The 22,331-nt window shown below is 62.9% G+C and carries 19 protein-coding genes, 1 tRNA gene and 2 riboswitches; of the genes, 7 read left to right on the top strand and 13 right to left on the bottom strand.

Annotation, left to right across the window (positions count from 1 at the left end; translation table 11 throughout):
• The 4 genes from ACFQ95_RS04170 to ACFQ95_RS04185 form a co-directional block, all read left to right on the top strand.
• Positions 1–2,322 (top strand): toprim domain-containing protein (locus ACFQ95_RS04170; RefSeq protein ID WP_422829561.1); only part of this gene is annotated, 2,322 nt, incomplete at its 5' end.
• A gap of 654 nt (positions 2,323–2,976) precedes the next feature.
• The gene (locus ACFQ95_RS04175) at positions 2,977–4,002 is read left to right on the top strand and encodes a tyrosine-type recombinase/integrase (RefSeq protein ID WP_422829562.1); all 1,026 of its coding nucleotides are present in this window, start codon (positions 2,977–2,979) and stop codon (positions 4,000–4,002) included.
• Positions 4,003–4,480: 478 nt separating this feature from the next.
• Entirely contained in the window at positions 4,481–4,789 is a 309-nt protein-coding gene (locus ACFQ95_RS04180) for a hypothetical protein (RefSeq protein ID WP_422829563.1), read from the top strand.
• Positions 4,786–6,363 (top strand): recombinase family protein, encoded by a 1,578-nt coding sequence (locus tag ACFQ95_RS04185; protein WP_422829833.1) that lies wholly within the window; start codon positions 4,786–4,788, stop codon positions 6,361–6,363. The genes ACFQ95_RS04180 and ACFQ95_RS04185 overlap by 4 nt, the downstream gene beginning before the upstream one ends.
• Here the strand turns inward: ACFQ95_RS04185 and ACFQ95_RS04190 are convergent.
• From ACFQ95_RS04190 to ACFQ95_RS04215, 6 genes are all read right to left on the bottom strand, one after another.
• A tRNA-Asn gene (locus ACFQ95_RS04190) sits at positions 6,322–6,397 on the bottom strand. The two genes, ACFQ95_RS04185 and ACFQ95_RS04190, sit on opposite strands and share 42 nt — an antisense overlap.
• Before the next feature lie 46 nt (positions 6,398–6,443).
• Positions 6,444–8,627 (bottom strand): TonB-dependent siderophore receptor, encoded by a 2,184-nt coding sequence (locus ACFQ95_RS04195; RefSeq protein WP_422829564.1) that lies wholly within the window; start codon positions 8,625–8,627, stop codon positions 6,444–6,446.
• Positions 8,628–8,714: 87 nt separating this feature from the next.
• Positions 8,715–8,818: riboswitch (TPP riboswitch) on the bottom strand.
• Positions 8,819–8,887: 69 nt separating this feature from the next.
• Positions 8,888–9,796 carry a thiamine phosphate synthase gene (locus ACFQ95_RS04200; RefSeq protein WP_422829565.1) on the bottom strand — a complete coding sequence of 303 codons (909 nt, stop codon included), beginning with the start codon at positions 9,794–9,796 and terminating at the stop codon, positions 8,888–8,890.
• Between the two features lie 7 nt (positions 9,797–9,803).
• On the bottom strand, positions 9,804–10,631 hold the full coding sequence (locus tag ACFQ95_RS04205) for a thiazole synthase (protein ID WP_422829566.1): 828 nt from the start codon (positions 10,629–10,631) through the stop codon (positions 9,804–9,806).
• A 2-nt stretch (positions 10,632–10,633) separates the two neighbouring features.
• Positions 10,634–10,831: a sulfur carrier protein ThiS gene (gene thiS, locus ACFQ95_RS04210; protein WP_422829567.1), complete on the bottom strand. Its 198-nt coding sequence runs from the start codon at positions 10,829–10,831 to the stop codon at positions 10,634–10,636.
• Complete coding sequence (locus ACFQ95_RS04215; RefSeq protein ID WP_422829568.1) at positions 10,828–11,931, bottom strand: FAD-dependent oxidoreductase; 1,104 nt, start codon at positions 11,929–11,931, stop codon at positions 10,828–10,830. The genes thiS and ACFQ95_RS04215 overlap by 4 nt, the downstream gene beginning before the upstream one ends.
• Before the next feature lie 241 nt (positions 11,932–12,172).
• Here ACFQ95_RS04215 and thiD point away from each other — a divergent pair, with 241 nt between their 5' ends.
• Positions 12,173–13,051, top strand: coding sequence for a bifunctional hydroxymethylpyrimidine kinase/phosphomethylpyrimidine kinase (gene thiD / locus ACFQ95_RS04220; protein ID WP_422829569.1), 879 nt, complete (start codon positions 12,173–12,175; stop codon positions 13,049–13,051).
• Positions 13,052–13,069: 18 nt separating this feature from the next.
• On the opposite strand, the gene ACFQ95_RS04225 is transcribed toward thiD, so the two are convergent.
• Positions 13,070–14,368 (bottom strand): purine-cytosine permease family protein, encoded by a 1,299-nt coding sequence (locus ACFQ95_RS04225; protein WP_422829570.1) that lies wholly within the window; start codon positions 14,366–14,368, stop codon positions 13,070–13,072.
• Between the two features lie 92 nt (positions 14,369–14,460).
• Positions 14,461–14,563: riboswitch (TPP riboswitch) on the bottom strand.
• A gap of 171 nt (positions 14,564–14,734) precedes the next feature.
• On the opposite strand from ACFQ95_RS04225, the gene ACFQ95_RS04230 reads away from it, so the two are divergent.
• Positions 14,735–15,235, top strand: a complete 501-nt coding sequence (locus ACFQ95_RS04230) for a hypothetical protein (protein WP_422829571.1) — start codon at positions 14,735–14,737, stop codon at positions 15,233–15,235.
• Between the two features lie 4 nt (positions 15,236–15,239).
• Here ACFQ95_RS04230 and ACFQ95_RS04235 read toward each other — a convergent pair whose 3' ends face one another.
• Positions 15,240–16,634: an MATE family efflux transporter gene (locus tag ACFQ95_RS04235; protein ID WP_422829572.1), complete on the bottom strand. Its 1,395-nt coding sequence runs from the start codon at positions 16,632–16,634 to the stop codon at positions 15,240–15,242.
• Positions 16,631–17,308 (bottom strand): DUF2239 family protein, encoded by a 678-nt coding sequence (locus ACFQ95_RS04240; protein WP_422829834.1) that lies wholly within the window; start codon positions 17,306–17,308, stop codon positions 16,631–16,633. Before ACFQ95_RS04240 ends, ACFQ95_RS04235 begins: the two co-directional genes overlap by 4 nt.
• Positions 17,309–17,861: 553 nt before the next feature.
• On the opposite strand from ACFQ95_RS04240, the gene ACFQ95_RS04245 reads away from it, so the two are divergent.
• Entirely contained in the window at positions 17,862–18,491 is a 630-nt protein-coding gene (locus ACFQ95_RS04245; protein WP_422829573.1) for a hypothetical protein, read from the top strand.
• A 4-nt stretch (positions 18,492–18,495) separates the two neighbouring features.
• On the opposite strand, the gene ACFQ95_RS04250 is transcribed toward ACFQ95_RS04245, so the two are convergent.
• The 4 genes from ACFQ95_RS04250 to cysD form a co-directional block, all read right to left on the bottom strand.
• The gene (locus ACFQ95_RS04250) at positions 18,496–19,575 is read right to left on the bottom strand and encodes an NAD(P)/FAD-dependent oxidoreductase (protein WP_422829574.1); all 1,080 of its coding nucleotides are present in this window, start codon (positions 19,573–19,575) and stop codon (positions 18,496–18,498) included.
• A 71-nt stretch (positions 19,576–19,646) separates the two neighbouring features.
• On the bottom strand, positions 19,647–19,976 hold the full coding sequence (gene fdxA, locus ACFQ95_RS04255; protein ID WP_422829575.1) for a ferredoxin FdxA: 330 nt from the start codon (positions 19,974–19,976) through the stop codon (positions 19,647–19,649).
• 101 nt (positions 19,977–20,077) lie between these two features.
• Positions 20,078–21,370 (bottom strand): sulfate adenylyltransferase subunit 1, encoded by a 1,293-nt coding sequence (locus ACFQ95_RS04260; protein ID WP_422829576.1) that lies wholly within the window; start codon positions 21,368–21,370, stop codon positions 20,078–20,080.
• Positions 21,370–22,323, bottom strand: a complete 954-nt coding sequence (gene cysD, locus ACFQ95_RS04265) for a sulfate adenylyltransferase subunit CysD (RefSeq protein WP_422829577.1) — start codon at positions 22,321–22,323, stop codon at positions 21,370–21,372. Before cysD ends, ACFQ95_RS04260 begins: the two co-directional genes overlap by 1 nt.
• Positions 22,324–22,331: the final 8 nt, after the last annotated feature.

Consider the following 22,331-nt stretch of genomic DNA (forward strand, 5'->3'; position numbering starts at 1 on the left):
AAGGGCGAGCCGCTGTGGGGCGGTCCGGCCGTGGCGTTCATCGTGCGGGCGCAGCGCTCTGGCCAGGTGGTGGCGGTGGACATGCGCTACTTGGAGCCCGAGCACAACGGCAAGGTGAAAACCGGCAGCCAGGGGGATAAGGCGGGCTCGCCCTGGGTGAGCGACTGGCGCAGGCTGGAGGCGGCGCGCACGGTGTATGTGTGCGAGAGCAGCATCAACGTGCTGAGCATTGAGAGCTGTGCGCTGCCAGGTGTGGCGGCGCTGAGCATTCGCGGCACTGCCAACGTGGACAACATTGACTGGACGTTTTTGCGCGGCAAACAGGTGATTGGCTGCTTTGACAACGATCCGCCTTTCTACGACGCGAACAACGACAAGAACCCGAAGAACGGCTATTGCCCGGGCCTATCGGCGTTTTGGCGGCTGCATGAGGTGCTGACGGGGCTGGACATCAGCTGTCTGATGGTCGACCAGGCCGGGTGGGTGGACGAGGACGACAAGCCGATCAACGACATCAACGACTACCTGAAGGCCAAGGGGGTGGACGAGACGGCTAAGGCGCTGGTGAAGCTGCAGGATTGGATGATTCCGGGCATGGTGGGGGATGCCGAGCGCCTGGGCAAGCCGCGGCTGTTTTTGCCGCACCACGACTACCTGACGTATTGGAAATACCGGGTGCAGCCGGACTTCACCAAGTTCGTGACCAAGACGGAAAAAGACAACGACGGCAATGAAAAAATTGCGATGGCCGATGTGTGCGGCTTTCGCATTGCGGCCATCAGCCGGGTGAAGATTGCCAGTGACGACAGCACGATGACGGGCGCCAAAGACAATGCGCCGACCACGATGTTTGCGCTGAGCGTGCAGGTGGCCCGCCACGGCGCCGAGCTGCAGCGCGTGGTGGTGGACGATGAGCGGCTGCACAACATCGAGGTGTGGAAGAAGCTGGGCCCGGTGTATGCCCCCACGCCTTTCAGCCGCATGGTGAACGTGTGGGAGCGCGCGGCCAACATTGGCGCGCGCGACGCGGTGAACTTTGTGGGGCTGGCCTGGCGCGAAGGCAAGTTGGCCGTGAACGAGGGCAGCGACTGCTTTTTCACGAACCCGACCGAGCAGTGCCCGTATCACAACCTGGCGTTTCCCAGCGGCGGCGTGGCTGACGCGGCGCAGGTGGTGCGCGCCTTTCAGGCCACGTTTGAGAACAACGCCAGCGCGGTGATGCTGGTGTGGGCGCTGGGGGCGCACCTGAAGGCGTTTCTGGGCTTTTGGCCGCACTTTGTGCTGCAGGCCGAGAAGGGCGTGGGTAAGTCGTTTCAGGTGAAGGCGGTGGGCAAGGCGGTGGGGATGAAGCAGTTCAGCCGGCAGTCGCTGGGCAGCGAGTACCGGATCATCGGTTCGGTGAGCTACACCAGCCAGCCGATCGCTTGGGGAGAGTTCAGCACGAACAAGCAAGAATTGCGCACCAAGGCAATTGGAACGTTGCAAGAGTGCTACCAATACGAGAGCACGTCGCGCGGCATTGGGTTGAAGAGCAAGTTTTTGCTGAGTGCCCCTGTGCTACTGAGCGGCGAAGACGTGCCGGTGGACGGGCTGCAGGGCAAGCTGATCCAGACCAGCATGACGAAGGAAAAGCGCGGGCCCATGGTGCCCGACGATTGCCCTGCGTTCCCCATGCGGCAGTGGCTGCAGTACCTGGCCAGCAGCGACAAGAAAGCGGTGCTGAACCTGCACACTGAGCAGGTACAGGCGCTAAACAAGGCCAGCCTGGCCAAGGCCGACGACGCCGGCGCCGAGCGCATCGTGAACAACTATGCGGCGATGGCCACGGCCTGGTTGCTGATGTGCGACTTTGCGGGCATTGCCACCGATCAGGGCGGATTTTTGGGCGACCTGACGGCCGAGATGAACCGGCACATCAGCGAGACCACTGCCACGCGGCACCCGTGGGTGTGGATCCTGGAGAAGCTTTTCAGCGAGATCTCGCGCGGGGAGTTTCGGCACCCGTTCCTGTTCAGCGATATCGACGAGGTGGAGGTGCTGTGCATTCGCACCGGGCACATCATGGACCACATCAGCCAGAGCAATGGCCTGCGCGCGTTTTGGGACGAGCTGCCGATTAAGAGCGACCGGGCGCTGAAGAAGCAGCTGGCACTGGCCGGCGTGCTGGTGCTGGACGATGACGGCGAGCCCCAGGCGGTAGAGCGCACCGTGGGCGGCCGCCGTGTGGGCCACATGGTGGCGCTGAGCATTGACGCGCTGAGCCGGTATGGGCTGCACCCGGTGGTGCCGGTTTCGCGTGCTGAACCAGAGGGGGCGTTTTGATGCTGCAGCCGTGCCTTGCCCCCTGGCTCTACCAAGCCACCACGCGCCGCCAGGCGCGCTCCATTCACCGCGCAGCGGCTGATGTGCATTCATGCGCAAGCGGCATCAATGCCGCGCCGCTTTCCCCTTTCCCCCCGCACCCCCCGACCGAGTTAAACCGGCCCGCCGGGAGCGGCCTGGAAGGGGGAGGGGGCGCCGCGATAGCTAATTTCTATGCCGGGGGTTGGAGACACCGCGCAAAACCCGGGGATTCCACCCCCCAACACCCTGGACACCCGCATGGTTGTAAGCAAAACCATCTCACGGGTTTTTCTAAATCTCCACGGGTTGGCCGTTTTATTCCACGGGTTGGCCGTTTTTCTCCACGCTTTTGCTTTTGCGGTTTTGCGCCGTTCTCTATCTCTCTCTTTCAAATTTCAGAGAGAGAGAGGAGAGAAAGAGAGCCCAACAGAGGGAAAACGGCTTCCACGGGTTTGAAAAGTGGTGACGAAATGTATCCACGGGTTGGGTTTGCGATCCACGGGTTTTCCGGGGATGAAAAAAGAGGCATTTGCCAATGGCGACAGGCACTTAGCGCGGTGGTTCACACCTTCCCCGGGTTTTTTGCCGGAAATGCGTCCACCCCTGCTGTGAACCCGTGTGTTGGAGGTGTCCATGGCGTTTAAAGGCTGGACCGATCAACTGGCCATTGATGCGTGGCTGGAATATCTGGATGTGGCGAAGAACCGCAGCGACCGCACGCGGGAGGCCTATTTGCTGGCCATGCGCCGGCTGCAGGAGTTCATGGAGCCGGCGTCCATCCTGGGCGCCTCGCCGGCCGAGCTGGAGGCCTTCTGTGGCATGTGGCTGAATCAGCGCGATGTGCTGGCCCTGAGTCGCAAGCCGTACGTGAGCGCGGTGCGTGGCTTCTACCGTTGGGCCCAGGCCAAGGGGGTGATCGAGCTGAACCCGTCGCTGCAGGTGGAATACCCCAAGACCGGCAAGCGCCTGCCCAACACCATCACCCTGGCCAACGCTGAGCGGCTGCTGTGTGCGCCCAACCTGGCCACCTTCCGGGGCATGCGTGATGCAGCGATCCTGCACGTGCTGGTGGGTTGTGGCCTGCGTATCAGCGGGCTAGTGAACCTGAACGAGGGCGACCTGCAGCAACAGCAGATCGACGGCGAGGTGCGCATGGCGTTGATCACCCTGGAGAAGGGCGACAAGGAGCGCCTGGTGCCCGTGCCACGCGAGGCGGCCGCCATCCTGCGGGTGTACCTGGCGCACGAAGACCTGGCCAAGATCGATCGTGATGTGAAGGGGCGCGACGGTCGACCAGACCGCGTGCTGTTCATTGGCACACGCAATTCAACGGTGACAGCGGACCGCTTCAGAGGTGAAGAACGCCGCATGACGCGCCAGACCGTGCATCGCATGCTGCAGCGTTACGGCCAGCCCTTAGGCATACCGGACGCGCAGCTGCACCCGCATGCCATGCGCCACCTGTACGGCACCAGGTTGACTGAGGGCGGCGCCTCGTCTCTGGTGGTGCAGGAGCTGATGGGCCACGACAACATCCGCAGCACTGCGATCTACACCGCGCTGGCCGTGGAGATGAAGACCCGCGTGGTCGACGCCAACAGCCCGCTCTCTCGCATGAACACCCCTATCAGCGAACTGCTCAAGCGCCTGCCGCGCTGAGTTTTTCCACCACAAGGCAAACACATGTCCATCCACGCAACAGCGTTACACAAATACCATTCTGTCACCCAGAAAATTGAAGGGCCCCGACGGCAATGTCCGATCTCGTGCCATCTCGCAACTTTCCCTCATAACGGGCTAACTCGGCAGTGGGGTGCAGTGCGTCATCTGTTGAACCACGCAGTGGTGACACCCCTCGCCATAGCTACGCAGGGGGGGCAACATGCGGCAAAGGCGCAGTGAGAACCCTGCACGCGCCTGGCAGCAGCTGGACATGCTCGGCAGTGACAGTGAGAGTCAGTCGCATTCCGAGGGGGTGGGGGCCCGGCATGCACCAACCCAGTGCACCCCCGGGGGGGGAGGGTACCTAGATAGCGGGAGCCCCTCTGAACATCGCCCACGGCGGGTTAAAAAAAATTTCGCGAAAAATTCTGGCGCGTCTCCCTCTGAGCACCTGCTGCTGGACGAGCTGGCTGCCATGGGGTTGTCGCGCGTTGTGCTGGCCGTGGCTGAAGAGTTGGGATTCGAGGCCTTCATGCGCGTGTGGCGGGTGCTGGATAGCGCGCCCGAGCTGCTCTCCGACAACGGCTACACATTGATTGTGCGTATGCCACGGCTGCGGGCCTATCAGCGCTTTCAGCGCAACCGCTTGGTGGAGACCATGGCCGCCATGGGGTACTCGCAGCGCGAGGTTCAGAAGAAAGTGAGCGAGCAGTTGGGTGAAAAAATCAGCGATCGTCACACCAGGCGCTTGATGGCCAGTCGTCGCAAGAGAATCTCAAGATGAAGAGAGCAGTGATTTATGCCCGGGTGAGCACGCAGAAGCAAGCCGACGATGGCGTTTCAATGGAAAGCCAAATCGAGCAGTGCCGGGTGAAGGCAAAGGCGCTAGATGCCGAGGTGGTGCAGGTGTTTCGTGACGACGGTGTCAGCGGTCGGACTGACAACCGGCCAGGGTTCCAAGCTGCTTTGGCCTATTGCGCTGCGCACCGGGTGAATTTCATGGTGTGTTGGAGTTCATCTCGATTCGGACGCAACCTAGAAGACGCCTTGCGAAACACGGCTCTGCTGCGGGATTACGGCACGCGGCCGGCATATGTGCACCAGGACGTGGATCTGGAAACCGACACCGGTTGGATGGTCGGCGTGATGACCGGGATGATGGACGAGATCTATTCTCGCAACGTCGCACGCGACACCCTGCGCTCGATGGTGACAGCTTCGCGTGATGGATTTTTTGTCGGCGGGCACGTGCCCTTTGGCTATCAAGTTGAAAAGGTGGGCAAGCGGTCAAAGTTGGCTGTGCATGAAGACAACGCGTTGATCGTCAAGGGCATGTTTGCCCTTGCCTTGAATGACGGACTTGGCGCCCAGGCGATTGCCTTGCGCATGAATGCAGCGGGCATGACTCGCAACGGCAAAGCCTGGGGGAAAAATTCTGTGGCTTTGATCCTGAAGAGCCCCAGCTATATGGGGGAGCGTCTGTTTAACCAGGTCCATCACAAAAGCCGTGGCGCCAAGCCCGAGAACGAGGTGGTGCGGGTTGCAAGTCACCCTGCGATCGTGACTAGAGAAGATTTTGAAAGGGTTCAAGCGATGATGAAACAGCGCGTACCGCATGACGTTGGCGGCGTACCGCGCAGCAGCTTCGCATTTAGCGGCCTGTTGCGCTGTGGCATCTGCGACAACAACCTGCAGATTAGAAACGGGACTGGGCGCAGTGGTGCGTTGTATAGCTATTACGCCTGCCTTGCGCACAAGAAGGGTAAGCCTAGATGCTGCTTGCACGCAGTGCGTGCCGAGGTGTTTGATACTTGGATGGTCGACCAGTTGTTAGAGCGCGTCTTGACCACTTCGGTTGTCGAAAAAATCGTGGCCGACATTCGTGCCAGCGGCGGGAAGTGGGCAGAGGAACGCGTTATCCGCCGGCGCGCTTTGGTAAAAGAACTGCGGGAAGCGGAGTCGCGACGCGGCAACCTGTACGACGTGTTGGAAACGATGGGGACGAATACGCCCGACCTTGCCGATGTGAAGACGCGTTTGAGTGGCTTAGTTGAGACCATTCGCAACGTCGAGCGAGCGCTAGAAGCGCTGGAAGTAAAAGAGGCTCCAAACTACGACCTGGTCGACGTGGACCCGCAGCAAGCGGTGGAGACCATTCGGGAAGTCATTCGCAGTTGCGAAGAGCCCAAAAAACTAAAGGCCATGCTCTCAACCTTCGTTGATCACATAGCCGTTAGCAATGGTACTGTGACGGTGGCATACAGAGAAGATGCTCTTCTTAGAGCACCTAATGCCACGGTTCACAGTGGTGTTAGGTGGCTCCTCAACCTGGGCTCGAACCAGGGACCTACGGATTAACAGTCCGGCGCTCTACCAACTGAGCTATTGAGGAACATCGTTCGTCACAGCCTCGTATTATAGGCACATTTTTGGTGTTTTTACAAACTCACGCGAAATCCGATGCGAAAAGTTCGTGGAGCCCCAGAAAAAAGATAAATGTGGCCGAACTGGGTCGGCGACTCCTGGAAGTAGTTCTTGTCGAACAGGTTGTCCACGCCCAGCGTCCAGGTGGTGTTGCTGGCGCCCAGCTTGGTGTTGTAGCGCAGCGTGGCGTCGACGCGGGTCCAGGCGCCGAGCATGATGGACTCGTCGGCCGTCACCGCGCGTTGGCCTTCGTGCGACAGCAGGCCTTCGATCTGCATGCCGGGCACTGTGCTCAGGTTATAGGCCACACGGGCGCGCAGGGCCCAGTCGGGCACGTTGGTGGGGCGCTTGCCGTTGTTCTGCGGCTCTAGCGTGCTGCCTTCGCGGCGCGCGTGCAGCAGTGTGGCGCTGCCGTCTATGGCCCAGGGGCCGTTGCGCCATTGGCTGCTGGCTTCGAGGCCGCGGTGCACGGCATCACCGTCATAACCAACAAGGCAATCCACGATGAAGAGACGTGTGCAAGCGTCAACGTTCGAGATCGGGCGCTTGATCTGGAAAGCGGCCAGTTGCCAACCCAGGTTCTCGCTGCCGCCCTTGACGCCCACCTCAAACTGCTTGGACTTGGCTGCTGGCAAAGCTTGACCTGCGTTGCTGAATCCAATGGCGGGATTGTTCGGCATCACACTCGATTCCAGACCTTCGCCGTAACTGGCATAAACCACGGCCGCGTTTGGCAGCTTGTAGCTGGCCGCCAGCCACGGTGTGTTCAGGCTGTCGCTGTAGCTGGTGGGGTTGCTGCCATCGGTGAGTGCGCTGTCGCGTTGCAGGCGCGTGTGGCGCAGGCCGACCCAGGTGGTGAACTCGGGCGTCCAGTGGATGGCGTCCTGCAACGCAAACTCCAGGCTGCGTTCGTCGCGGTTGGTGTTGCCTACAAACAGTGACGGGTCTGCGGGCAACATGGTTTGGCCGTCTATGCTGCCGATGCCAACCCAGTTGTAGGCGTACTCCTCAAAGCGGTTGCGCACGCGGCTGCTGGTCAGGCCTATGCCCAGATCGTGCTTCACGCTGCCCGTCGCCACATTGCCTTGCAGGCGCAGGTTGGCGCCGGTCTGGGTGCGGCGCTCGTTTTCGCTGCGGAAGTCGTACATGTCGAAGGTGCCATCGCTGCAGAAGCGGTCGTACACGCCCTCGGCGCTGCAGCCAAAGGGGTAGGCCAGGCGGTCGTCGGTCTTCAGTTTTTGCTGGCCCACTTGTGCCGACCAGCGCCAGTCGGTGTTGATGGCTTGCTGCAGGCGCACGCTGCCGGTGAACGCGTCGAACACCGAGGGTTGTGACCACGGCTGGTTGTTCAGGTTCAGGCGCGGGTTGGGCTGCGGCGGCAACTGGTTGCCGATGACGCTGGTGCCGGCCACGCTGGGTTGTGACTTGTGGCTGTTTTCCAGCTCCACTTCGAGCACCGTGTCGCGTGTCAGGCGCCAGTCTGCGGCCAGGGCGAAGAGGTTGCGGCTGCCGTCGACGTGGTAGGTTTCGGGGCGCAGCTTTTCAGCGGCCACGTTGAGGCGGTAGCCAAACTGGCGTTCGGCGCCGAAGCGGCCGCCCAGGTCGATGGCGGTGAGCAGGCTGCCGCGGCCGGTCCATTCGACATTGATTTCACGCAGGTTGTGTTCGGTCGGGCGTTTGACCACGTAGTTCACCAGGCCGCCGGGTGCGCTGGTGCTGGCCTGTATGCCGCTGGTGCCCTTCAGGATTTCGATGCGCTCCTTGTTCTCCAGCGGGATGGAGGTTTCGGCGCTGATGGACAAGCCCTCACGGCGGTAGTTGAAGCGGTTGTCGAGCGTGAAGCCGCGCACGCTCAGGAAGTCCCAGTAGCCGGGCGAGTTGTAGGCATCGGCCACCGAGGCGTCGAACTGCGTCAGGTCGGCGAGGCGGCGTGCGCCCACGTTCTGCAACGCGGTGTGGTCGACCACGGTGACGGACAGCGGCACTTCACGCAGCGGCACGTCGCCAAAGCCGGTGACGTCGGCCATGGGGGCAGCGGTTTGCTCGTTGACGGTGATGGTGCTGAGCGTGGCGTTCTCAGGGGTCTGGGCGTGCGCCGTGAATGCTACGAATACAGAAGCGGCTGCCGCAATGCTGGAGCGCTTGAGGGGCCAGTTTGGCTTGAAAGATGATGTGCAACTATGTTTGCGATGTGCCATGGTGAAAACAGCAGCTTCGCGGGAGCCTCAAGGGTCTGGATCTGCCGTGTGAGAGGGCGCACAGCTGTTTGGCGATGTGCGCGCGGCGAGACTTCTTGCATGCTTCCCTGCGCGAGGATTACCTCAATCAGGTTCGAAGGGACTTTCTCAGTCGTCCGGCCCTGGCCGGTCCAACACCCCTAGCGGTGCTTCGCCCTGGAGCGAAGTTGCGGCCGATTTTACGCGGCCTTTGCATTCGTTTACCGGCTATCCATCAGCGGTCAACCGCCAGCCAGGATCTGCTTGAGTTCAGCCACAGCCAATTCCGGATTCGGCGCCTGCACCAAGGCGCGCACCACGGCCACCGAGCCCACGCCGCTGGCCGCCACGGCAGGCATCTGCGCCGCGTCTATGCCGCCAATGGCCACCAGCGGCATGCCGCGCAGCAAGCGGGCATAAGCGTAAAGACGGCCCAGGCCTTGTGGCGCGGTGGCCATCTTTTTCAGCGTGGTGGGGAACACCGCGCCCATGGCGATATAGCTCGGGCTCACGGCATCGGCGCGCAGCATCTCGGCGTAACCATGGGTGCTGACGCCCAGGCGAATGCCGGAGGCGCGAATCGTCTCCAGCTCGGCCGGTTGCAGCGCATCCAGATCTTCCTGGCCCAGGTGCACGCCATAGGCTCCGGCGTTGATGGCGGCGCGCCAGTGGTCGTTGATGAACAGCAGGCTGCCGGTGTCCTGCACGGCGGCAACGGCCGCATGCACCTCGCGCACGATGGCGGCCTGGTCATCCGACTTGAAGCGCAACTGCACCGTGGGCACGCCGGCGCGCGCCATGCGGCCTACCCAGGCGGCATCGGGCAACACGGCGTACAGGCCCAGGCGATCGGGGCAGGGCGCGAAGGTATTGGCGCGCGGGCGTGGCGCCAGGCCAAAATCGGCGCGCGTATCGGGCCAGGCCGTGGCATCAAACTGCCCCGTGCGCACACTCTGCGCCTGCCAGGCCAGCGCCAGGCATTCGGCATCGATTGGTATGAAGCCAAGGCGCAGGCAGCCGAGTTTGGCGGCTTGGTAATTGACGTCGGCGCGGCTGAATTCTGGAGCGCTGTCCAGCGCTTCTGCCGTGGGCAGGAAGGTGGCGCGGTGCGCGTCGAAGATGGCTTGCGCCTGTGTTTCTATGGTGGGCATGGGGCGCTCAGGATTGATGCCAGAAGGGTGTGCCGAGCACGGGGGTGCTGGGCTGGGCGGCGTGTTGTTCGGCCATGGCGCCGCTCTGGTAGGCGGCGCGGCCTGCGTCCACCGCATCGGCAAACGCGCCGGCCATACGCACCGGGTCTTGCGACAAGGCCACGGCGGTGTTGAGTAGCACGGCGTCGAAACCCCACTCCATCACCTGGCAGGCATGTGAGGGACGGCCCAGGCCGGCGTCCACAATCAAGGGCACGCTGAGCCGCTCGCGCAGCACCTGCAGCGCATAGGGGTTGACCGGGCCTTTGCCTGTGCCTATGGGCGCGGCCCAGGGCATGACGGCCTGGCAGCCCACGTCGACCAGGCGTTGGCACAACACCAGATCTTCGGTGCAGTAGGGCAGCACCTTGAAGCCGTCTTTGATCAGCGTGCCGGCGGTTTGCACCAGGTTCAAGGTGTCAGGTTGCAGGGTGTAGTCGTCGCCAATCAGTTCGAGCTTGATCCAGTCGGTGGCAAACACTTCGCGCGCCATGTGGGCCGTGGTGATGGCCTCTTGCGGGCTGTGGCAACCGGCGGTGTTGGGCAGCACCGGCACGCCCAACTGGCGCAGCAAGGCCCAGAAACCGTTGCCAGTGTCAGCGGCGCCCGTGCCTTCATGGTGGCCGGGCTTGAGGTTTTGCCGGCGCAGCGAGGCCGTCACCATGGCGGGCTTGGCGCGGCGAATGGCGGCTTCCATCACGGCCGGTGACGGGTAGCGCGCCGTGCCCAGCAGCAGGCGGCTGGTGAAGGTTTCGCCGTAGAGCGAAAGGGTGTCGGGTTTGGTTGGTGTGGACATGTTCAGCCTCCGGTCACCGGGTGGATGATTTCAATCTTGTCGCCGTCTTGCAGCAGCGTCTGCGCGAGTTTGGCGCCGGGCACAAACTGCAGGTTGACGGCTGTGGCAAACGGCGGGCGCGCGCCTATGGCCTCGGCGGCTTGGGCCAGCGTGGCGCCATCGGGCAACTGGTGGGGTTGTTGGTTGATCAGGACGTTCATGGTGTGGCGGGCAGTGCCATGGGGTTGAGCCCAAAGCTTTCGGCGAGTGTGCTGTGGCCGGTCGACACCAGTTCCAGCGCCGCGTCCAGCATGGCGGGTGCGATCATGAAACCGTGGCGGTACAGGCCGTTGATCTGCAGCGTCTGGGGGCCAAGCTCTCGTAGCGCGGGCAGGTTGTCCGGCAGGGCCGGGCGGCATTGGGTGGCGATCTCCAGAATGCGTGCTTCGGCAAAACCGCTGTGCACGGCGTAGGCGGCGCTCAGCAGTTCGAGTGTGGAGCGCACGCTGGCGGGCGAGAGGTCGTCGCTTTCAATCTCGGTGGCACCAATCACAAACACACCTTCGGGTTTGGGGGCGATGTACAGCGGGTAGCGCGGGTGCACCAGGCGTGTGGGGCGGCTCAACTGCACGTCGGGTGCGTGCACGCGCACCACCTCGCCCCGCACGCCACGCAGGGCGCTCCACTGCGGACGCGCGCCCAGGCCACGGCAGTCGAACAGCCAATCGAAACCGTCTTTTAAATCCTCCGGCGCGCGTGGGCTGTTCCAGTGGATGTCTACGCCCAACGCGACCAAGGCCTGGCCCAGCGCGGCCAGCAGTGCGCGGTTGTCGAGCTGGCCTTCTTCGGGCAGGTAGATGCCTTGGGCAAAACGATCGCCCAACGTGGGCTCCAGCGCGGCAATGCCTGCAGCATCCAACCGCTGCGGTGCAGGCAACGCGGGCATGTTGCGCTGGTTGCTCACCAGTTGCTGGCCCAGGCGCGTGGCCTCGGCGGCGTCTTGCCGGTGCCAGACGATCAAGGTGCCGGCTTGCTGCAAGAAAACGGGTGGGGCGTAAGCTGCAAGCTCGGCCACCAGTTCGGGCCAGCGGCCCAGCGCGTAGCGGCCCATTTGCACCACGCTGGGCTCGGTAACGGCCGACTCGGCCAGCGGCGCCAGCATGGCGGCGGCCACGCGTGCGGCGGCGTTTTCGGCACCCGGGCCGGCGGCATCGAAGATCGACACGCGGCAGCCCTGGCGTGCCAGCGCAAACGCCAGCAGGCGGCCCATGAGGCCGGCGCCCAGGATGGCGACGTGGCTGGAAGGGGTGAGGAGGTTCATGCGTCCAACAGTGGGTTCAGTTGGACAAAACGGGGCGCGCAGTCGCGGGCGCCAGGCATTTGAAACTCCCCACGCCAGCATGATCTGGATCGGGTCGCAAGCGTTTGCTTTGCCGGCTGTTGAAGAGGCAAGATGTACGCTTAGGGTTTTTCTCAGCCCTGCCATCGCAGCAAGACACCCCTGTTTCATCCGAGGCTGCAATTACAGCACAGCATCTGCCGCGAGCCCCGATAATTTGCCTATGACCCTCTCGTCCACCATCTCTTCTGCTCAACCATCTTTGCAACGTTACCTGCGTGTGTTGTCGATCGCCGGCTCCGACAGCGGTGGTGGCGCCGGCATACAGGCCGACCTGAAAACCTTCTCGGCCCTGGGTTGCTACGGCATGACCGCCATCAGCGCACTCACTGCGCAAAACACCCAGGGTGTGAGTGGCATCCATGCTGTGCCGCCGGCTTTTTTGAAGGCGCAGTTGCAGGCGGTGCTGGACGACATTGGCACCGATGCCGTGAAGATCGGCATGCTGCATGCGCCCGAGGTGGTGGAGGTGGTGGCCTGGGCCATAGACCACTATCAGCTGCGCCAGGTGGTGCTCGACCCCGTGATGGTGGCCACCAGCGGCGACCGCCTCATGGCCAGCGAAACCGTGCAGGTATTGGTGCGCGAACTGTTTCCGCGTGCCACGCTGATCACGCCGAATCTGGACGAGGCCGCGCTGCTGCTGGGCCGGGATGTGCGTGAACTGGCCACGGTGGATGCCTTGGACGATGCAGCGTCCGCGCTGCTGGCGCTGGGTGCGCCGGCGGTGTTGCTCAAGGGCGGCCACTTGCCCGGTGACGAAGTGGTCGACGTCTTGGCCTTGCCCGACGGCACACGCCAACACTTGCACGCGCAGCGCATTGCCACGCCGAATGGCCATGGCACGGGCTGCACCTTGTCGTCGGCCGTCGCCTGTTATCTGGCGCAGCGCATGCCGCTGCCATTGGCCGTGGGGCGCGCGCGTGAATACATCCTGAACGCCATTGCCGCGGGGGCCAAGGTGCGCACCGGGCGGGGCGCTGGGCCGCTGAACCACGGTTTCAGCCCGGTGGTCATGCAGACCCGGCCATTGCAGGAGTGACATCACTCTGAACGGTTTTTAGGCGACAGAAAGCGCTTTGGCCTGGCTGCTGCGTGTCAACCAGGCCAGCACAAAGGTGGCGGCCAGCGTGGGCAATGCCGAACCGAACTGCGGCGCCCACTGCGCAAGCAGGTGGTACAGCACAATGCCTGCAAGCCACAAGCCAGCCGCCAGCACATCGATGCGGCGGGCCGTCAGCGACGGTGTTTCGGCCGTCGCACCCAGCCGTCCCAGGATCACGCCAAACAGCGGCACAAACACCGAACTCAGCAGCAGCAAAAACGGCTCCAGGCTGTGCATGGGCAGCACCAGCGCCAGGCCTGTGCACAGCACCGCCAGCCACAAGCCCCAGCGGCGCACGCTCCAGCGCGGCTGCAGGCTGTGGGCGCTGACCGAGGCCGAATACACATCGCCGTAAGCGTTGTCCAACTCGTCGATCAAGATCAGCCCCAGCGCCAACAAACCACCTTGGGCCAGCAGCAGGGCGGTGACGAGTGACACACCCGGCTCGGCCACCGACACCACCATCACGCCCAGCGCATAACACCAGATGTTGGCCAGCACATAACCCAGCCAGGTGCCGCCCATGCTGCCGCGCGGGCTACGGCCGTGGCGCGCGTAGTCGGCCACCAGCGGCAACCACGAAACCGGCATGGCGATCACCAGGTCTAGCGCCGACAACATGCCCATGCTGCCGTCACCGGGGCGCTGCCAGAACGCAGCAAAACCCTTGGCCGCGAGTGCATGCGCGAACTGCCAGGTCAACCACAGCAGCGACACCAGCACCAGCGGCAAACCAAAGCGGCTGACAAAACCGCGCACCAGCTTGAGCATGGAACCCGCAAGCAGCGCGGTCAGCACCGCGCCCCAGAGCAGTGTGGTGGCGAGAATGCCCATGGGGCCATCCAGCGGCAGGCCGAACATTTGCTGGCCTATGGCCGCCGTGCCTTCACGCATCACCACCAGCTCAAACGTGGTCCAGCCTATGAGCTGCACGATGTTCAGCCCCACGGGCAGGCGTGCAAACAGGCTGCCGTAGGTGGCATGCATCAGCCCGGCGCTGGAAAGACCCGTGCGGCAGCCGACCCGCGCCGTCCAGGCCAGCAAACCGGCGCCAATCAGCGAGCCGAGCACAATGGCCAGCACCGCGTCTTGTGTGCCCACGGCCGGCACCAGGTAGGCGCCGATCTGCATCACCAGCAATCCAACGCCCAGGCTGAACCACAACGCGGCCTGGTCGCCCCAGCCGAAGACACGCGCATCGCTGGGCAGCGGGCTCAAGGCCTGGTTTTGAAAAGATGAAGTCGGCTCGGTCACGTTTGCGCTCCTATCGGCAGGGCAGGCAAACCACGGCTGAGAACATGGGGCGCCAACACCGAAAACAGAGACACGGCGCACGGCCGGTACTTGGTGTGGCAAACCAGCTTCCCTGCGCGAGGATTACCTCAATCAGGTTCAAAGGGACTTTCTCAGTCGCCACACGGATCTGCGGCAACACCCCCAGCAAATGCGCCGCAGCTTGTCGAGCGGGCGGCACGAGCGGATTCTAGCCTGCGGGCCGCAAGGGTTCGCCCGGGCTCCAGCAGGGGGGCGCCCGCTAAAATTTGCGCTCATTCGATCGACAGCCAAAACACTTGGGGCCTGCGGTTCTGCCGTTGCGCCAGTGAGCCCTATACGATGCAAATGACACTTTTTCGTCAGCGCTTGGTCGCGGCGGCCCTGATGGGCTTTGGCGGCCAGGTCATGGCTCAAAACCAGCCGCAGGAGCCTGCCTATACGCCCAATCTGTGGCGCGTGGAAATCAGCCCCTACACCTATCACTATTCGTACAACCCGGACCACAGGCCGGTGCACTTGATAGGCCTGGAGCGTGAAACCCCTGAGCGCTGGTTTGTGGGTGGGGCGTACTTCAGCAACTCGTTTGGACAAGATAGCGGCTATGTTTACGTGGGCCGCAGCTATTACAAGGTTTTTGACAGCCTGCCGCGTGTCTACCTCAAGTGGTCGGCCGGCATCTTGTATGGCTACAAGGAGCCTTACGAAGACAAAGTGCCGTTGAACTACCACGGCTTTTCGCCCGCCATCGTGCCGGCGGTGGGCTGGCGTTTTGATGGCGGGTGGAACACACAGATGAATGTGCTGGGTGCTGCAGCCTTGACCTTTTCTCTCGTGAAAGAGTTCTAGCGCCTCATAACCTGCGCAGCGGCTTCTTCTTCCATACCAGTCGGTAATAGGCGGTTTGCAGTGACAGCATACAAATGAAGGTGATGGGGTAGGCGATCCAGATGCCGTTGAGGCCCATGTGCTGGCTCAGCAGCCAGGCCGTCGGCACCTCTATGCCCAGGATGCAGAAGATTGAAATGCCGGTGGGCACCAGCACGCTGCCGCTGGCGCGCATCAGCCCGGACAACACGGCTTGCATGCCAAAAATGATGGTGCTCCACAGCATGATGTGCAGCAGCGTCTGCGCCAGTTCTATCACCGGTGGCGCGGTGATGAACAGCGCCAGGATGTGGCGCGAGAACAGATAGGCCAGCAGTACCAGGGTGCCGGTGAGTGCCAGGTTGAGGTGTATGCCGGTGCGCGCGATCTTGCCCAGGCTGTCGCCGCGCCCCGCACCAATCGCTTGTGCGCCCAGGATGGATGCGGTGATGGCAATCGACAAGGCCGGAAACTGCACATACGCCACGACCTGGTTGACCGCGCCATAGGCGGCGGTGGCGTCCGAGCCAAAACGGTTCACCAGGAACAGCACCGCCACCTCGGAGAGCGCAATCACCACCATTTGCAAACCTGTGGGCAGGCCTATGCGCAGCACCTTGGCCAGCAGCGCCGGCTGTATGCGCATGCTGCGCAGAAACGCCGCGTCGGGTGCCAAGGGATGTTTGCGCCACAGCAGATAAACCGCCAGCCAGCCCATGGCCACCACGTAAGAAATCACCGCACCCCATGCGCCACTGACCACGCCCATTTGCGGCAGGCCCCACCAGCCGCGGATCAACGCTGGCGTCACCAGCAGGCCTACGGCGGTGGAGATGCAAAGTGTCCACAGCGGTGTGACCGAGTCACCGACGCCCCGTAGCATCGAGGTGCTGAGCAGGAACAGGAACAGACCCGGCATGGCCCAGAACATCACACGTGCATAGGCAATGGTGCTGGGCAGAATGTCCACCGGCGTGCCCAGGCCGGCCATGAACAACTGCGTGAAGCTGCCGCCAAACACCGCCACCACGGCGCCGGCGATCAGCCCCACGGCGAGTGTGGTGCCGGCAATCGCCTTGACACGCAGCAACTCCTTGGCGCCCCAGGCCTGGCCTATCAGCACCGAGGCCCCGGCGCCCAGGCCTATGGAAAAGGCAATGAAGAAAAACACCACCGGGAAAAAGGCCGACACCGCCGCCAAGGCCTGCACACCCAGCATCTGCCCGAGGTAGATGTTGTTGAACGTGCCCGACAACGCCTGCAGGATGTTGCTGATCATCATAGGGATGAGGAAGGTCACGAAGGTGCGCCACATGCGCGGCGGCTTGGCGGGTGTGCCGGTCTCGGTGCTGCTGACGGAAGGCTGCTGAGGCTGGGTCATGTTGCGGCTTTGCTGGGGGGGGTGACGGTGTTGATCTCGGGGCTGAGCGCAGGGGCGGCCAAACGCAACATGTAGCTGCGCACATCGGCAGGCCAGCCCGCACAGTGCTGCAGCAGGGCGGCCGTGTCGGCGGCAAACAAGGCACGGCTGGCTTGCTCGAAGTTTGGCGCATTCCCGGCCATGGCTTGCATGAAACGGTAACTGGCTTCAATGGCCTGCCTGGCGGCGTCGGCGTCACGGCTTTGGCGACGCGCTTCCTCGACCAATTTACGCAGGACAACGGAGGCGCCGCCGGGCTGGGCATTGAGCCAATCCCAGTGGCGAGGCAGCAGTGTGACTTCGCGTGGCACCACGCCCAAGCGTGGCCGGCCCGGGCGGCGTGGCGCCTCGGCTGCTTCAGTGGGCTTGGTGTCAGCTGGCGCGACCGGAGCCTGACGCATCAAGGGAGCGGCGGCGACCATGCAGGGATGGGCGGGCAGTCTTTGCAGCACCTCGGCCAATGTGCCGCGCAGGTCCAGTTCCACCTGCGTGCCATCGGCGTCGTGGAAAAGCAAAAGGGTGGCGTCAGTAGAGGTCTCGCTGGCCGCTTTGACCAGGGTGGCCACATGCGCCAGTTCGCCCTGTGCAATGCAGCGGCTGTCGGCGAAGGCCGTGAACAAAAGGGGCGAGGGAATATCGGGCATGTGGTTTGGGGCTGTAGTCTTGAGGTTTCCGTATTTTTACCCGGTTTAAATTATTTTGCAATTACACCCGGGTGAAATTATTAAAAAGCTAGCGTAAATACTGGCACCGACCTGCTGCTGCCAGCAGCAAAAGAGCGTTTATTCGCTCGCATTTCGCACTGATGAATGGATTGAATTGGCTCAAAAGTAAGCGTAGAGTCGCATCAGACTGAGCTGACAACGCAATCCGTTGTGTCCGATATGTGGCCAGGGGGCCCTAAGCGGACACTTTGTTATTGGGGAGCCGTTGATGGCGCCGTTTTGTGTATGCAAACGGCCATGAACGGCCGCAGTACAAGGGGCCACCATGCACAAAGCAGATGCCGGCAATGCGAGCTGGGGTGTTCGGGGCGCAGGCGGGGTGAGGGACTTGAGGGGCTTGAGTGGCTTGAGGGGCTTGAGGCCCGGGGCTCGCTCAGCCCATTGGGCCTGGCTGCTCGGTGCTGGCAGTTTTGTGTTCAGCGCGTGCAACGTGTGGGCGGATGAAACTGTTGCCCGAGCCGAGATGTTTGCCGTAGCCAACAGCCTGCCCTATATCTCCGGCATTTCGGTGGACCGGGTGGAGGCCTCTGATGCCGATGCCCCACGCGCGCGACGCCGGGGTTACACCGAAATCAGTTCCACGGTTTTACCCACATGGGACAGGGCGGTGCCAGGCACTGCGGCACGCGCGCTGAATGGCAGTCTCAATGGCAATACCGACATGCCTGCGTCGCGCCTGGAGTTCAGCCATTGGGCCCATGAGCGTGGTGGTGCCGGGGTGGCTTTGGGGGTGGTGCAAACGGGAACCGGCTCGGCTGCCCTGAACGGTCCGGCCGAGGTGCGGGATGCGTCTGCCAATGGCTCGAACGTGGAGCTGGGTTTGCGCTGGCGCAGCAGCCTGGCGGACCAGCGGCGGCTCGACCTGGGCGCCTGGCGCCGGGTCACGAACAACTCGCCAGACGCTTATACCTTGACACAAACCAGTGATGGCGCTTTGTATGCCGCGCGTGTGGAAGTGCAGTTCCCCAGCGCCAAATACGGCGGCCTGGCCCCAGAGTTTGGCGCCATTGGCATGCAGATGAATGGCGGCGGCAAGGTGGTGCTGCGCGCCAAGCGCGGCGGGCCCATGCTTTACTACCGCTCGAATTTCTGAGCGTTTACTCTGCCTTGGATGGCGTGGCGACGCCCAGCAATTGGTGCAGGCGCGGCGAGGTGGTGGTGTATTGCAGCAGCGTTTTGCGCTCGGGGAAGACCATCGCCGCCGTGCCAAAGGCCGCCAGCACACATTCGTGGAAGCCACAAACGATGAGCTTCTTTTTACCGGGGTAGGTGTTGATGTCGCCCACGGCAAAGATGCCGGGCGCGCTGGTGGCAAAGGCTTCGGTGTCCACCTGCAATTGCTTGCGTTCCATGGCCAGGCCCCAGTCCGCCACCGGACCCAGCTTGGGTGACAAGCCCAGGTAGACGATCAGCTGTTGCGCGGGGTGCAGGCTTGTGGCGCCGTCCACATCGATGATGTTCAGCCCGCTCAGGCTTTGGTCGGCGTTTTGCGCAAAGCCGGTGATCTGCCCCACCTTGAAGTTCAGTTGGCCGGCTTCACGCAAGGCCAGCAACTCGGCCACCATCATGGTCGGCGCTTGCAGCACTTCGCGACGGTGCAGCAGGGTGATGCTGTGTGGACGCTGACCATAGTCCAGGGCCGCCAGGTCGAGCACGGCCTGGACTGCGCTTTCGTCGCCGCCCATCACCCATACGTCTTGGCCTACCAGTGCTGCGGCAGGCGCTGCGTGGTAGTGCAGGTGGCGGCCTTCCAATGTCTCGATGCCATCGACCTTGAGCTTGCGTGGCTCAAATGCGCCCACACCTGCCGCGATCAACACCGCCTTGGCCAGGAAGCGCTGGCCACGCGTGGTCTCCAGCGCGAAGCGACCATCGGCCTCGCGCTTGAGTTCGCGCACCGATTGGCCCAGGTGGTAGGTCGGCTGGAACGGCGCGGCTTGTTTCTCCAGCTGCGCCACCAGTTCACGGCCGGTGCAGGCCACCACGGCCGGAATGTCGTAGATCGGTTTGTCGGGGTAGAGCTCAATACATTGGCCGCCGACATAGGGCAGCGAGTCGATAACGTGGGCGCTGATTTCCAGCAAGCCGAGCTGGAACACCTGGAACAGGCCGACCGGGCCGGCGCCGATGACCACGGCATCGGCTTCTATCAATGGAAGAGATTTAGATGAAGTCACGACCTGAAATGTAAAACGGGGCCGGCAATTTGCGCGGCCCCGTATTCGTTGAGCTTGATGCCCAAAGGGAATTAGCGAATCAAGTTCTCGATCTTGTTCGGCTTGTCTTTCCACTCGTCGGCGTCGGGCAGGGCGGGTTTGCGTTTGGTGATGCTCTTCCAGCCATCGGCGCGCGCCAGGTCGGCGTTGATCTTGATGAAGGCGAGTTGCTCTGGCGGCAAGTCTTCTTCAGCAAAGATGGCGTTGGCCGGGCATTCCGGGATGCAGACGGCGCAGTCGATGCACTCATCTGGATCGATCACCAGCATGTTGGGGCCTTCGCGGAAGCAGTCCACGGGGCAAACATCGACACAGTCGGTGTATTTGCACTGGATGCAGTTTTCAGAGACGACGTGAGTCATGTGTTTACAGCGTAAGTTGGTCTTGTGGGGCGAGCGTCTGGCGTTTTGGCTGGGCACCCGCAGCGGTGCGGGCCCTTACGCTTTTTGCGCAACCCGGCATTTTAAGGGTTTCCGCGAACCAGCACCGCGCCGGAGGTTTTGTGCGACGCGGTGTCGACCAAAACCAGTGAACCGAGTGCGCGTGACAACACAAACGGCCGCGTGGCAATGGCCTCTTGCAAGGCCAGTTCAATGTGGCCAATGGCGTTGGGCGCCAACTCGCTGGCGTCTTCCTCGGCCAGGGTGTTGATGTCCAGCTTGTGCACGATGCGCTTGACCTTGGCCTTGACCCAGCGGTGGCCATGCAGCGCCCAATAGACGCGGCCGGCGACCAGCGGTTCGTCGTCCATCCAGGCGACGGTGGCCGAGATCTCGCGGCTGGCTTCAAACTGGCCCGGGGCCAACAGCCAGTCACCACGCGACACATCGACTTCGCGGTCAAGTGTGATGCCGGCGCTACTGCCCGCGAGCACGCTCTTGGGTGTGCGTGTATGGTCCAGCACCTGTGCCACGATGGCGGTTTGGCCGCTTGGCAGGATGCGGATTTCCTGGCCCACTTGCACGCTGCCCGTGGCCACACGGCCCCAGAACACGCGGCGCCCTTGGCTGGTGTCGCTGCTGGAGTGGAACTTCTCCACCCACTGCACCGGGAAGGCGAAGGCCTGGTCCGTTTCGGCAGGCGTGCTGGGCAACTGTTCCAGGATTTGCAGCAGCGTGGGGCCGGTGTAGCCACACCAGTCGGGCGTGTCGCTGTGACCGGCTTCGACCACGTTCCAGCCCTTTAGTGCCGAGATCGGCACTATGGCTTTGACGGGGATTTCGGCCGCCGCGGCAAACTGGTTCAGGGCGGCGCTGATGTGGGCAAAGGCCAGCGCCGAGTCGGCCACGGCGTCGAGTTTGTTGATGGCGAACACGATGCTGGGCACACGCAGCAGGTGGCACAGCAGCGAGTGGCGGCGGGTTTGTGGCAGCAGTTCCAGCGCGGCGTTTTTCCAGTCGAGCTTGGTGGCGTCGATCAGCACCACGGCGGCGTCGGCGCTGCTCGCGGCCGTGACCATGTTGCGTGTGTATTGCTCGTGGCCGGGCGCATCGCCGATGATGAACTTGCGGTCTTCGGTGTTGAAGTAGCGGTAGGCCACGTCGATGGTGATGCCTTGTTCGCGCTCGGCCGACAAGCCATCGGTCAGCAGCGCGAGGTCGGTTTCACCCTGGCGTTGCACACCGGCCAGGTGGTCTTGCAACACGGCCTTGGTGTCGACCAGCAGGCGGCCGATCAAGGTGCTTTTGCCGTCGTCGACGGAGCCGCAGGTGATGAATTTCAGGGCCGACAGGGCTTGGGTTGTGGTTGCGGTCATCAGAAGTACCCGTCTTTCTTACGTTTTTCCATGGATGCCTCAGAAGTCTTGTCGTCCATACGTGTGGCGCCGCGTTCACTGACGTCGGCGGCCAAGGTTTCGATCACGATGTCGGCGGCGGTGGCGGCATCGCTTTCCACCGGGCAGGTGCAGGTGATGTCGCCCACGGTGCGGAAGCGCACCTGGCGCATCTCGGCGGTTTCACCGGCCTTGAGTGGCGTGAGTTCGGTGACCGGCACCAGCAGGCCCTTGCGTTCCACCACTTCGCGTTGGTGTGTGTAATAAAGCGAGGGCAGGGCGATGTTTTCGCGTTCGATGTATTGCCACACGTCGAGCTCGGTCCAGTTGCTGATGGGGAACACGCGGAAGTGTTCACCGGGCTGCAGGCGGGTGTTGAACAGCGTCCACAACTCGGGGCGCTGGGCCTTGGGCTGCCATTGGCCGAAGCTGTCGCGGTGCGAAAAGATGCGTTCCTTGGCGCGCGCCTTTTCTTCGTCGCGGCGCGCACCGCCTATGAGTGCGTCGAAGCGGAATTCTTCAATCGCTTCGAGCAGCGTGACCGACTGGTGCACATTGCGCGACTCGCCGGGGTGGGCCAGGCGCACGGTGCCGCGCTTCATCGAGTCTTCGACGTTGCGCACAATGAGTTCGGCGCCGAGTTCCTTGGCGCGGAAATCGCGGAAGTCGGTCACTTCATGGAAGTTGTGGCCGGTGTCTATCATCAACAGCGGATAGGGGATGCGGCCCACGCCAAAGGCTTTTTCGGCGCACTTCAGCAGCACCAGCGAGTCTTTGCCGCCCGAGAACAGCAGCGTCGGGCGTTCGAACACGGCGGCCACTTCGCGCAGGATAAAAATGGTTTCTTCTTCCAGCGCGTCCAGATGGGCGTTGCTGAGGTGGGCGGCAGCTTGGGTCATGGGGGCTGTGTTTTCTAAAGGGGCACGGGCGTTCATAGGCGGGG

Origin of the sequence: Variovorax sp. HJSM1_2 (genome assembly GCF_049316285.1) — a bacterium.
Classification (GTDB): Bacteria; Pseudomonadota; Gammaproteobacteria; order Burkholderiales; family Burkholderiaceae_C; genus Rhodoferax_B.